The organism is Anabaena sp. FACHB-1391, assembly GCF_014696755.1.
Lineage (GTDB): Bacteria > Cyanobacteriota > Cyanobacteriia > Cyanobacteriales > Nostocaceae > Dolichospermum > Dolichospermum planctonicum.
Window position 1 is genome coordinate 78,508 of the sequence record NZ_JACJQS010000011.1, and the last position, 13,737, is coordinate 92,244.

Annotated in this window: 10 protein-coding genes; 1 reads left to right on the top strand and 9 read right to left on the bottom strand. The window is 38.1% G+C overall.

Annotated elements, in window-relative coordinates; translation table 11 throughout:
• Positions 1-71: 71 nt before the first annotated feature.
• Positions 72-2,174 (top strand): ATP-binding protein, encoded by a 2,103-nt coding sequence (locus tag H6F62_RS07510; protein ID WP_190371713.1) that lies wholly within the window; start codon positions 72-74, stop codon positions 2,172-2,174.
• A gap of 221 nt (positions 2,175-2,395) precedes the next feature.
• Here H6F62_RS07510 and H6F62_RS07515 read toward each other — a convergent pair whose 3' ends face one another.
• The 9 genes from H6F62_RS07515 to H6F62_RS07555 all read right to left on the bottom strand — a co-directional run bounded on the left by H6F62_RS07515 (position 2,396) and on the right by H6F62_RS07555 (position 13,737).
• A complete protein-coding gene (locus tag H6F62_RS07515) occupies positions 2,396-2,608 on the bottom strand; it encodes a hypothetical protein (protein ID WP_190371714.1) in 213 nt (70 codons plus the stop codon).
• A 4-nt stretch (positions 2,609-2,612) separates the two neighbouring features.
• A complete protein-coding gene (locus H6F62_RS07520; RefSeq protein ID WP_190371715.1) occupies positions 2,613-3,041 on the bottom strand; it encodes a hypothetical protein in 429 nt (142 codons plus the stop codon).
• Between the two features lie 254 nt (positions 3,042-3,295).
• A complete protein-coding gene (locus H6F62_RS07525; protein ID WP_190371716.1) occupies positions 3,296-5,386 on the bottom strand; it encodes a hypothetical protein in 2,091 nt (696 codons plus the stop codon).
• Between the two features lie 52 nt (positions 5,387-5,438).
• On the bottom strand, positions 5,439-7,079 hold the full coding sequence (locus tag H6F62_RS07530; RefSeq protein WP_190371717.1) for a phage tail protein: 1,641 nt from the start codon (positions 7,077-7,079) through the stop codon (positions 5,439-5,441).
• Positions 7,060-8,040, bottom strand: a complete 981-nt coding sequence (locus H6F62_RS07535) for a baseplate J/gp47 family protein (protein WP_190371718.1) — start codon at positions 8,038-8,040, stop codon at positions 7,060-7,062. Before H6F62_RS07535 ends, H6F62_RS07530 begins: the two co-directional genes overlap by 20 nt.
• Before the next feature lie 3 nt (positions 8,041-8,043).
• The gene (locus H6F62_RS07540) at positions 8,044-11,541 is read right to left on the bottom strand and encodes a baseplate J/gp47 family protein (protein ID WP_190371719.1); all 3,498 of its coding nucleotides are present in this window, start codon (positions 11,539-11,541) and stop codon (positions 8,044-8,046) included.
• Positions 11,542-11,582: 41 nt separating this feature from the next.
• Positions 11,583-11,972, bottom strand: a complete 390-nt coding sequence (locus H6F62_RS07545; protein WP_137906586.1) for a GPW/gp25 family protein — start codon at positions 11,970-11,972, stop codon at positions 11,583-11,585.
• Positions 11,972-12,679, bottom strand: coding sequence for a phage baseplate assembly protein V (locus H6F62_RS07550; RefSeq protein ID WP_190371720.1), 708 nt, complete (start codon positions 12,677-12,679; stop codon positions 11,972-11,974). The genes H6F62_RS07545 and H6F62_RS07550 overlap by 1 nt, the downstream gene beginning before the upstream one ends.
• A complete protein-coding gene (locus H6F62_RS07555; RefSeq protein ID WP_190371721.1) occupies positions 12,676-13,737 on the bottom strand; it encodes a phage late control D family protein in 1,062 nt (353 codons plus the stop codon). The genes H6F62_RS07550 and H6F62_RS07555 overlap by 4 nt, the downstream gene beginning before the upstream one ends.

Below are 13,737 nucleotides of genomic sequence, written 5' to 3' on the forward strand. Positions count from 1 at the left end.
GAATAATGTCCCTGATTTTAGCATTAAACTACTCAACAGCAGTTAAAATATCAATATCTTAACCCAAATTAATGCTTCCCCATCTTATCCCCTTCCTGCAATGGTTAGACCAAAAACTTGAAACCGCGATCGCCAATCTGGATGACGCAGAAAAAACCGTTAACCCCTATCATGACCTGTTACAAATCACCCCAGAAACCGCCGAAAAAATAGTAGGAAAAACTCTGGATCAATCGTCTTTTGCAACAGAAGATAACCCGAATTTAGCGATCGCTGTTATTGCTGACACTCCCTTACATTGGCTACAAAAAACCTATCAATTAGATGATATTGAAATTAAAATCATGGCGATCGCTTTGGCTGTTGAACTCGATCGCAATTATGAAAAACTCTATGCCTATCTCCAGGACGATGTGCGAGCCAAAAGACCGACGGTTGATCTGGCTCTTAACTTAATTTGTGCGAATATTCCCGAAAAACTCACCTATCGCCGCTATTTCCAGCCGGACTCTACCCTCATACGCCATCGCTTGTTGCAACTCGTTTCCCCTGTTGACCATAGTTCCCTACTCGCCCAGGAATTACATCTAGACCCGCAAATTACTCAATATTTATTAGAAATCCCTGGGCTAGATGCTCGATTTAAAGATTACGCCCTGATGATTGAACCTCAAACCGAATTTACTGCCCTAAAAAGTCCCCCAGGCTTACTCCGACTCATCCAAGACCATTGGCAAGGGAGTAAACCTCTAAAACTCTATTTTCAGGGCGGAGATTCCCTAGAAAAACAAACCCTGGTTCAATCCCTAACCAATCAGATCAAAGCTTCCTTACTGATCGTTGATTTGCCAAAAATGATGGCGGCAAAAGTCAATCAAGAAACGGCTTTGTTTCTGCTATGGCGACAGGCTCAACTGCAACAAACCTGGCTTTATTTAGCGAATATCGATCCACTTTTTCAAAATACTGAAAATATCGCCTTTCAAGGTCTTTGTAGAGCATTAAGGGATTATCCCAGCCTGGTGATTTTGTCGGGAGAAATGCCTTTTCCCAGTAGTCCCTATCCCTTGGGTTTATTAACGATTCCCTTTACTCTGCCTGATTTTGAACAACGGCGGGATTGTTGGTTATCCCATTTAACGCCCCTGGGTATAATGTTAAACCCTGCCGAACTGGACTCTTTGAGCGATCGCTTTCGTCTCTATTCCCATCAGATCAGGAATGCGGTAGCAATGGCTAGTCAACAGATGCTCTGGGAAGGTTATCAAGACAAGGAATCTCAGGGGAAGGAGAAGCCTAAATCGAGTTATCTATTTGCGGCTGCGCGTGCGGAATCTGGGTATGCTCTGATTACCCTAGCCCGGAAAATTGAGCCAAAGTATGGCTGGGAGGATATTATTCTTGAGTCTAACCCCGCTCATCAACTCCGAGAACTTTGTAATCAAGCCAAACAACATCATTTTGTCATGGAAACCTGGCAGTTTGGTGAGAGATTATCCCTGGGTAAAGGGTTAAATGCCTTATTTTCAGGTGCGCCAGGGACGGGAAAAACCATGGCAGCGGAAGTAATTGCCCAGGATTTACAGTTAGACTTATATAAAATTGATCTGTCTCAAATTGTTAGTAAGTATATTGGCGATACGGAAAAAAATCTTAGTCAGGTATTTGATGCGGCCACTAATTCTAATGCTATTCTGTTGTTTGATGAGGCTGATGCCCTGTTTGGTAAGCGTTCTGAAGTCAAGGATGCCCGCGATCGCTATGCGAATATGGAGACGAGTTATTTGTTACAAAAAATGGAAGAGTATGCAGGAATTGCGATTTTAACGACTAATTTTCGCCATAATTTAGATGAGGCTTTTACGCGCAGATTACGGTTTATTATTGAGTTTTCTTTACCGACTCAGGAGGAACGTCGTCGAATGTGGGAGCTTATGTTGCCGATGAATACGGCTATCTGTCAGGATTTAGATTTGGATTTTTTGGCTGGTCGTTTTGAGTTAACGGGGGCGGATATTCGCAATATTGCACTGCGGGCGGCTTTTTTGGCAGCGGGGGATGAGAATCAGGACAACAGAGCGATCGCTATGAACCATATTATTAAAGCGATCCGTCTGGAATATCAGAAGCAAAACAAAATTTTAATGACGGGGGATTTAGGCGACTATGCCTAGATAAAGCTTTGTAGGATATACAGCAATTTCAGATTGAGTGAGGTACACTTTATGCGGGCAAGACTTGTACTGAGATTGGTCGAAGTATGCCCGCACCACAAGAGTTTTATCATTAATATCTGTACTTCAGAATACCGGTAACTGCTGTAATATATTATGTCCTTTTTCTGTAAGAGATCTAATGACAAACTGCCCTATTTTCATCGTCAAAATAAACAATTTTAGTTAATAATTTCTACGGGAGTTTCTTGAACGGGTTCTAAGGTTTCATTAACTCTGTTAATTTCTTCTTCTAGGATTTGAATTGCTCCACTAATTCGCAGTAATGTATCCCGCAGATTGGACTGTTTACTTTCTAGTTCTGTCATCATTTTTTGACCCGCTTCAAATTCGCTTTTGAGTTCGGTTAGGCGTTTTTCGAGTTGTTTTTTCATGGTGTTAGGTTGCTTTAACTTTGAGGTTGGTGGTCATAAATGTACCCGTCCCTGAATATTGGGGGGTAGCATCGGGGATTGGTCCGGCTGGTGTGGGTTGTTGGGCAGGAACAGCGACCTGGAATTTAGCGGTAAAAGTGGCTCCTTTGAGGAGGACGGGTTTACCGCCTGATTTGGTTTTCGTTGCTTTTTGGTTGCCCCCCAGAGATTGAATAGAAAGAATGCCCACACCAGGAATACTATATTGGGGGGTCATGTAGGGGCAACCAGGGACGATTACTGTTTTTTCGTCGCCATCAACACAAATCAGTTTACCGTTAATTTTACCTTTGCCTGTGCCGATTAAGTCCCCTGGGCGGACTGTAACAATTGCTTGTCCAAAGGCGGGGTTAAACATGACTTTATCCCCTGTGATCAAGATAAAATCAGCCATTGGTTTCTATAATTCTAATTGTTCTGGTTTGATAAAGTAATGCCTTCTTTATGAATATTTCTTAGTAGAAGGCCAGAGCGATTTATAAATTGTTCTTTATCCATAAATAATTGATTGTTGACAGTGACAGTTTTCATAAAATTCAATAGCAATAGGTCTCGAGTTATTTATTACAAAAAATGGAATAGTATGAAGGAATTGCCATTTTAACTACTAATTTTTGCCATAATTTAGATCAGGCTTTTACTCGAAAATTACGGTAGTTTAATAATGAAAGCCAACACATAAAACGGTGGCATATTTTCATGGGATTGACCGGATCCATTATTTTGAATTGATATCCCAGTTGTTACTGAAGTAGTGTCTTTACTCATGGTCTCACCAGTACCACTGTCGCCTTTTGACAGTTCGCTGCTATAGTTTCCGTCATCAGTTCCCGGAAGTTGTCTACTAGCTGTCCATCTATGGGAGTGCCCTGGATCTGTTATGCCATGATTGTGAGCGGGCATTTCTGCCACTGTCAAAGTATGACGTTCTACCCCACCAGTCATCCCTTTTGTGCGATTTGTTAGTCCATTACCCTGACCACTACCCAAAATAAATCGTCCCCGTAAATCAGGTCTGCCTGCTTGCCCATCACACAAAGCCCACCCCCCTGGAATACTGATTTCATCTCCAGACCACATGACAATCATTCCTGTAATGATGATCATGCGAGTGATATCTAATGTCGGAATGCGAGCAATATCTAGCACCCCAGCATTAATATTTGACGCATTAATATTACCTGTAATCGTACCAGTAACCCTTAAATTACCACTAACTTCTAATTTTTCGGATGGAGTTGTTGTGCCAATCCCGACATTGCCATTACTATTAATAACCATCCTATCATTATTATCAACCCGAAAACCAATGTATCCATCACCAGCTTTCTTATTGATCAGCGTATAAGTACCTGTACTATTTTGTAACAAGGCATAGCTGTTTAGACCTGCCTGACTGCTGTGCGAAAAACCAGCCCATCCAGATCCATGACCAAGATCACCTAAAAATACATTATTTACTTTTAAATTGCCAGCAAAAGAGGACGTTCCTGTCCCGTTTACAGTTAAAGAACCATCCGCTCCTGTCGTTAGTGCCATTCTTTCATTATTACCGTTATTATCTCGCCAAGAGTGTTTTCCATTAGCCGCGTAAAATAATGTCCCGCCATTTATGCCTAAACCATAGCCAGTCCATAGCTGAAGCTTCAGGTTATTGGTAATATCTGTATCTGAAAATTCAATTTTTTGATTTCCTGGTACAGTTATTTTGTTACCTGCTGTCAGACTGCCAGTAACTTTTAAATTGCCACTAACTTCTAGTTTTTCTGATGGGGTTACTGTACCAATGCCGACATTGCCACTTGGTTTAAGTCTCATAATTTCTGTACCGTTTGCAGCCCCTCCAGACAGTACATGAATAAATCGCAAATCATCTTGTGGATCATCTCCCCAAGCAATAACAGCATCTTCTCGGTTTGATCCTTCATCTTTTAAACCAATAAAAAGATTATCACTATCCGAAAGAATACTTATGCCTCGCGTCATCCAATCACGCGTTCCCCCAGTAGCATCCTGACCAATTTTCAAGACATTTGTAACTGTTAAATTTCCTGAAATAGTTCCAGAAGTAATTTTATCTGCTGACAAATTAGGAATACGCTCAACAGCTAATACTCCAGAATTAATATTTGTCGCATCAATATTACCTGTAATTGTTCCCGTTACCGTTAAACTACCATTTAAAATCGCTACGTTAGGATTAGCATTTCCTCCTGATCGCAGAGTTAAATCATTGCCAGTTGCATTAGGCAAAAAGATTCCTGAATAATCACGAACAGTTAAATCTAACGTCAGAACATTATTAACAATAGAAATTTTAGCTAACTTCACACCATCATTGGGAGTTGTAGCCGCAAAACCAATGGTTGGGACTTCTTGCCAGCGAGTGAAGTCTTCTTGTTGTTTAACCTGTTTTTCTTCTTTATAACTAATATATAACTCTCCATTCGTCAGGGGAGCAAACTTAGAAAAAGAAGTATCCTTTTTCAGGATAATTAAATCTCCATTGCTATTAATACCAGATCCAGATTTTATTTGGACTTCTTGCTTATCCTTGATCACCTCTACTTCCAATCCTTCAACAAGGCCTGAAACATGAAGACTTTGCCGATGATATTTTTGGCGGTCAATTAGATATTTTTGTTCAACCTCAAAATCATCTTCTAATAAAAATTGACCAGGGAAATAGTTAGGGCGGGCATCAACAAAGTTGGTAAAATCGGTTTTTGATTTAGGCATGGCTTGACTCCTTAAAAATGAATTGTCAGAATAATTTAATTAATGGTTAAAGTTACTGAGTTCCTAAAATGGTAAAAACAGTGCCTTGTTTATCTGTGTTAATGATTTTTCCATCCTGATCTTGATAACAAATTTTTAAGATATCTTTAGGAGGAACAGCAGCTAGGTTTAAATCTTCTTCAAACAAGGTAAAAACTGCTGGAACTAGATTAATATTCATTTTAACACTAACACGAACTTTTCCGCTAGTCTCAACATTGTTAAGATTTTTAACGGTCAACTTTAACTTATCTGAAATATCGAGAAGCTGTGGGTAACTAAGCTGGCGTTTAATAGACATCTCCGAAAAAGAATCTAAAACCCTTAACCTGTCTAGTCCAAAACCTGATTTCCGGAGATATCTAATGGTCATTTTATTGCCTTGAACAACTGTTTCCGGCGTTAATAAATGATAGTTGGAATTTTCATCTTGAAAACGAAGATCAATTTGGTTGATGATATTTTCTGTGATTGCTGGAGGTTGATTAATTTGTACCGTAGCCTCTAATTCAAAAATTTGAATTATGGGAGAGTCAAATAAAGTGAAATTATAGGGATTTGTCCAGAGAGACTTGGTAATCTGCATCCCAGAAAAATCAGGAGATTGGGCTTGTTTAAGAATGGTATTACCTCCAATAATATTACCTGATTTATCTTGACTACAAAGTTTGAGAACGGGTAATAAATTCAATGATTGTTCTAATAAGATAGTCTCTTTCTGATTACCATTAAGATCCATAAAAAGCGTTATTTTTAAACCTCCTACAAAAAGATTATCAGTTTGATTAGACAATATCACATTAAAACCTGCTAAATTATCTAAAAATTGTTGATAGGTTATTTTTTGTTTAACGTAAAAAGCCTGATTATCTGTAACAATTAAGGGAGAATAAGGAGTAATTTCAGTTGTATTTCCTTGAATTTTCACAACTAACTGCCTAGACAAATTAATAATTTTCTCTGGCGCGGTTTGCTGAGGAATAATCGCAACTTCTAATGTAAAATCTTGGGTTTGAAGGTCATTAAATAATTTAAAGGGATAGTTAACCTGCGATCGCCGGGTCAACTGCATTGTCGGCACAAGAATTTTCAGCGAATAAAAGGTATGGGCTGGTTTTTCTTGATCGATAATAGCTTTTGCAATCCTAGACTGTCGCCAATACTTTTCAGGATCGCGGTCATTTAACGTTAATTGAACCTGAAAATAATTCGGGAAATTATCAAATTGGTCAAAAATTTCAACCTTATCGCCAAAACCTGAATTGACTAGATAGAGCTTTAAAACCGAAGCCAAGCCTTCTTTTGTCCCTCTTATCCGATATAGTTTCACGATTTCCGTGATAAATGCTCGCTTAGTGCTAGGTTCCCAGTCATCTCGTAAACTTAAGGCCACCCAACCCGCTAACCAAGGCAAAAACTGCTCTGGCGTTTCTTGGGGATGAAAATAAGTCTCAATCCGATTAATAATCTCTTCTAATCCAGGGACATTTTTGCTATTTCCTTGAATGATTTTTTCATAACTGGGTAAATCCTTCACTCCCGAAAGAATCTTTTCAAAAGCCAATAAAAACCTACCCATAAAGGGATCTTCCTCAAGAATGGCAGGTAAATATTGCAGATAGCTACTGACTAAGTTAGACTTCTCTGGATTCATTGCCGATTTTCACCTCGATTGTAATTGTTGCAGTTTGCAAATTGATCAATTGGTCATCATCTAACCTAATTTCCCTAATTTCAGTGACGACCGTTTCAGATTTTTTTTCTGAGTTAACTATTTGAGTTTTTTCTTCTGGGTGAATAATTAATTTTTTTACATAATCTACCCCAGATAAATTATCCAACAGTTGATACAATTCTGATATATAAACATTGCGACCAAAGGGATAGCCCTTGCCCTGCCAATATTTTCCTGATTGCCAAGGATGAAAATAATATTTTAACGCTTCCTGAGCATTTTCTTTAACATCTTCTGGCTTGATGCCATCTTCAATCACTAATGTTGTTTCCAGATTAACTGATATATATTTGGGATTAACTAGATGAATACGGGTGGTTAATAACCTTCGCTGATCGAGAAATTTAAAGAGATTTGGATAGGCAGCAGTTTCTGTGCTGGTGATATGATCATCATCTTTAACAACAACTAGGGTAATATGACCTTTGGCGTTAGTTTGATTTTGATTCCTCAGAGGTAAACAATTAACCCTAGCGATAGATTCTGCTTTGGTAAAATCCTGTGAATTTTTCCACTCTTCAAGAATGAGTTTCTCGTAATCTTCTTCCGTGACAGCCCGATAGGTGTTTCTTAATTCTAATAAGGTTTTTCTAATTTCTAGCTGGAGTTGTTTCTGTTTTTCTTCAGTAGATTTGTTCGGTAAAGTCCATTGTTCTCCCTTTAATAAACTCACAAAACTAGCATAATTTTGATCGGGAATTTGATTAATTTGATAAAGGGTCATTTCTGTTAACCAAGCAAACAATTCAATTAGAATAATTCCCGTATCTGTTGGATTATGGTCAGTCCATTCAGGATATTCTAAGGGAATAAGCGCGATCGCCTCTTGCACCAAATCATCATAGCTCTGATCATCTAGATTAGGTAAGGGTAAATTCATAATTTAATTTCCTCCAGACGATTGCAAATGAATAATATGATGCCCCGAAAATATTAATGAGTCGGCCGCTAGTTCTGGTGATTCGGGGTCGGGATTAATCTCCAATAAATCCACATGATCAACCCCAGAAATGGACTGAATGAGTGCGTAAAAATCAGACTTTTGGGGATAGCGTCCAAATCGCCAACCGTCTCCACTTCCGCCCGTCAGGGGATGTAAAAAGGCTTCTAAATGCCGATTAATCGTCTCTCTGAGCCGATCTAATCCTTGGTAAGTCGTGGGTGTAATGGTGGCAGTTACAATGATTTCTTGCCATTGGGGAACGGTGACAGTTAGATCTAACATCGCCTCACAACGCGATTGGATATAGCCTTCGACTTTTTCTAATAAAGCTAAACTAGGATTGGGTTGACGTTCTTTGCTATTAGGTAAGACTATTAATTTAACTTTTCCCGAATCCTGATTAATTGATAATAGCATTTTTTTAAATTCATCGGGGTTGGTAATTTGTGTCCTTTTACTGTTGATATAATCATTAAGTGTTATGTCTTTCTTGGTCGGATCTAACCACAAACCTCCATTTAATGCACTAAATTCTGGAGTCATTAAATCTGGTGTAATTAATTTAACTCTCTTCACATCCGTAGAGGCTTCATAGGCTAAATCTTCTATATCTTGAAGGGTGACTGCGCGATTTCTGTGCCGTAATTTTTGCGGAACTCTTTCTTTGAGGCGTTCGAGCTTTTCTTGATTGGCCCCCCCAGCCGCCGCTTCTAAATTGACAACTCGATCAATATAGGGAACAGTGGTTTTAAGTTGATTGACTGATTGGGAAACGAGATTTCCCTGTTCACCACCGCCAGTACGATAAAAAGAAAGACGAATATTATTACGACCCCTGGGAGGAATCATCCCTGATTGTCCATCACCAAAGCTAATTTTTCCTGTCTGACGATCTAATAAATAATGGCGATCGCTCTCCGTTGAACTATAAAAATCGGGAACTTCTTGCCATGTTACCCAAATTTCTTCAATCTCTCCTAAATTATCTCGAATCACTGTCAATTTATCCGAATCAAATTGTTCAGGAATTTCATTTTCTCGAATTTCTAATTTTTCTCCGATTAAAATCGGTGAATAACCGGCAGTAAAAGTTTGGTGAGCTTCGTAATTACTTGAACCTAATATTTCTGCTTGGATCGTAGTTGCCTGAACTGCCCAGGTTGTATTGGTCAAAATTTTATTTAAACGAGGCTGAATCGAAAAATTTCCCCCTTGCCAACGGACTCTTAACCAGTATAAGTCCTGATTAAATATCATTGATTTGGTGAAATCGCTAGGAGCAATAAATTGAATTAAGCCTCTGTGAGAAAATGCTTTTGTTTGATCATTGACTCCCAAAGTTTGCCAACCCAGAAGGCTAAAATATTCCCAAATTAATTGAGGATTACTTCGAGAAATTGCTTGAGATAATTCTTCAGGAGATGGAGGATTTACCTGAGCATAAAGAGTAACTGTTTGATTGCCAAAAGGTTTATCAAACCCTAAATATAAACTAGGATTTTTATCAATAGTGGGGATAAATGGTCGAAAATGACAATCAATACGGGTATCTTTTAAGTATGTTTGACTGAGACTTGCCGCTAAAATAAGTTGCTTAGTTTGAGGATTGATATACTCGATTTGATGAATTTCTGGATTAGGCTGAGAGGGGAATGTTAAAAATTCTCCAACTGCCAAACCTTCAACTTGATTAATACTGACTCTCTGACTACCCTGATCTATTTTATCCGTTAATTTTATATCAAACTTTTTCGGATGGGAATAATGAAGATCATTATAGGCAAAATAAATCGCCTTTTCATTAAAATTAAAGTTATAGGTTAACTTAAGAGATTGGATGATCGGTGGGTCATAATTCGGAGGAACGGTTTCAGAGATGACATATCTTAAGAAAATTTTTGTTCCTTTTACTTTGGCTTGGGGATTAGTAACTAATGTTTCTAAGGTTAATTGGTTATTACTAAGACTTTGAATTTTATATTCTTCTCTTTTTTCACTATTATTTTCTAACCAGACTAATCGGATCATATCACCAGCTTTGAAAAAATCTGATGCTGTACCTACGATAGAAATCGTTTTATTATCATTAGTGACACTATCAACGATAGCCACCTCATTATAGATGGCATATTTTCTAATAGTGGAAGCTTGTCCATAAAGTCCTTGGGTAATTCTAGCGCGAATCCAGTAACGAGTTTCTCCATTAACTGTACTGGGTGAAGGAATTTGCTGGGGAAACTTTAATGTCGTAGTTATTGGACTATTTTTAATCAACTGAGGTGATGAATTCATCCACAATTGATTTTCACTTTCTTTCGTTTCAATTTTTTTCCATTCTCCCTGTTCTTGTATTTCCCAGGTAATAGTTATATCAGCAGAGGCTAGATTGGAGGTATAGCTTAACTCAAAAGTCAATGTGATATTTGCGCCAGGTTTAACAAACCTATCATGTAAGGCAATATAAAAAGTATCATTTAATTTGGGTTCTTCTCCAAAGGGATAAAAATTCTTACTCTGATCTAAGGGGGTATCATTATATAAACAAACTTCAGGCATGAGATTTACTTGATTAATCTGTGTGCTACCTTGAATTTGATTAATAATGGGCAAATTATTGGGTAAAGAATTTAATTTTAATTTGGCTTGTAGCCATTTTCCTGATTTTCCATTAATTTCAGAGACAGAAGGAAGTGTAATATCAGCAAAATTTAAGATACACTGGCTGTCTTTAATCCTTGAGTTAGGACGAGAAAGATTTTGCCACTCTAGACCATTCCAATAAGACCAATCTAAAGATAAATTTAAATCCGCCATACTTTGGGGATTATTTGTTTCTATAGTCAGGCTTAAATTAGATAATTCAGGCAAATTAAATATTTCATGACAAGTTATATAAAGAGAATGCTGAATCGGGCGATCGCCTGAAAAAACCAGAAAGGATTGATCTTCTTTTCCTGTGACAAATAAGGTATAGTCACCATATTTATCTTGATTGGGTTCTCGTACAAATACCGCTTTTAATTGAGCAGTGGTAACAATAAGTTCCTGCTCAGTTTCAAAAATAATTTCCTCATCATTGCCTTCCAGGGGAGGTGCAGAAATTTGGGTATAGGCAGGAACAAATGCCCCCACTGGACTGGCTTCGGCTAAATAAAAAGTTAAGGGAACTTTTGCGGGTTGGGGCGGCTGTAATTGTCCGCCAATTAAATCGAGAAAGGCCAGAAAATTTTTCTCAGGGACTTGATTGAGGCGATCGCTAATTTTTGTTACCATACGACCAAAAATGCGAATTAAAGCTCGACCCACATCCATTTGCCCTAGGGGAGGGGCTTTCCATCCCTGTTCAAGACTCGAAGTAAACTCTTGAACAAAGGCTTCTGTTTGTTGGACAATCTCTTCATAGGTACGTTGGTCAATTTTAGGCGGTAAAGAAGTCATATTTAATCCTCCGTAGTAGGTTTAGAATAGAGAAATAGTTGTTATTGATCTAAGTAAAATGGATAAACTAAATTAAAAATATTGTTAGTAGTGCGAACCTGATAGTTTATTTGGATCAAAATAACATGAGGTTGACTCGCATCAGGAATGGTATCAACATCTAAAACATCAATACGAGGTTCCCACTCAATTAAGGCCTCTCTCACATCGCTGACGATTTGACCGATGGTTCCGAGATTATTGGGAGAAAATACCCTTTCATAGATACCGCAACCAAAATTAGGACGCATTACCCGTTCTCCCTTAGCTGTACGGAGAATCATGATCATAGATTGACGAACTGAATCCTCATATTTTTGGGTTTTAATTTGACCTTTTTCATCAATCTTCACCGGGCTTGTCCAACCCACTCCTAAAAAATCAATATCCATTACATCACCTCCAGGGAATTATTATTAATTTTTACACCTGCTGAACACTTAATACCTAAGCCGGAGGACGCTTCCAGTGCGTACTTAGATTTAGCTTTTATAGTACAATCTTTTCCCGTTTCCAATTGATAATTTTCCTGGGTTTTAATTGATAAGTTCTTACATTCTATCGCCACATCATTATCACTACTTTTTAAGATAATTTTTCCGCCTGTTTCTATGGTTAAATCTTTTTCCACCTTGATATTCATCGTATTTTCTTTGGAATCAATAATAATTTGATTCTTCCCTGTTTTATCTTGAATAATAATTTTCTCTTCTCCCTCAGTGTCATCTAGGATAATAGTGTGACCACTGCGCGACTTAATCATTCTTTTATTATTTTTTCCATCTTCATTCACTTCAGGTGGCGTATCTTTACCATTCCATAATGAACCAAGAATGTAGGGAAAATTCATATCACCATGCTCGAAAGCCACTAAAACTTCGTCGTCAACTTCGGGCAACAAAAATAAACCCCGATCTTTCCCTGCCATTGGACTAAGGACCCTAGACCAATCACTTTCATCATTTTCTGATAACCAAGGGAACTTAACCTTAACTCGACCCATTTTTTTAGGATCTTGATTATTGGTGACGATCGCAATAGTCACACCATAAAATTTATGATTTTGTTCCTTTGCCATTAATAAGTCCATTCCCATCATGTCGCAGTCCTCCTAGCTGTAAATAGAGTTTGATACCCTTGATCGGGTGAAAATTTGTGTTCTGTGGTCGTCACGTAGTAAAGACCGCTAAATCGCTTACCGATACCTTTAACTTCGATCACTTTGCCGATTCGTAAATCGGGATTCCCCAAACTACTTCCCTCCGCTATCACATAGGCGATCGAAATATCTCGAAATTGTCCTAAGGCCATTTCGTCGGCTTCTGCTTTTGTTGACATCGGTTGATCGACAATTGTGTTACTAGATTTTCCAAAGGTGCGGATCATCTGAGATCCTGTTTTATCTCCTCCCATTTTACTGTTTTCTTTGCCCACCCCCGCCTTACTCACCACAACTTCTTTGTCTTGAGGATTCCAACCTCTAACTTCTACCTCAGAAACTTGATTTAGACTACTTAAGCGAGGAAAAAATTCAACTAAATCCTCCTTATAAGTAAGTGTTAAGACCTTACCCGCAGAATTTTTATGGGGACGAAAATACAAGTCTTTTTTGTCAACAACCACCTCATAACCAATGCGCTCGGCGCGAGTTTTTAAAAAATCCCAGTCAGTTTGATTATGTTGTAAGACGTATTCTAATTTTACCTTACTATCAGTAACTTTGGCATTCAATCCTCTGGATCTAGCAATTTGGCTAGCAATTTCACTATCTTTTACTTTGAGAAAAGATTTTGTCTGATTACCACGTAATAAACGATGGCGTAAATCATGGCCTCTCACTCCCAATACGGGTACTGATTCTTGACTAAATTCTGGTTCTAAAGCAGTAATTTCTCCCGTAATAATTGTTTTGAGATCCTTTGCATATCCCATTTGAATTTCTACTGCATTACCAATTTCAAATAAATTATTATCTGCCCAGGTTACTTTTTGTTTGACTAAATCCCAACTGGCAATTTTTAATTCAAACATACTCGGTACTTCCATATCTTCGGAAATAGATACTGAAATCAAATCGGCATCTACTTCAGGGGATAGAGAACTACCGTTAATTAAGATTTTTTTATTTGGGTTCAATAGGTCGGCATTACTTGGCAT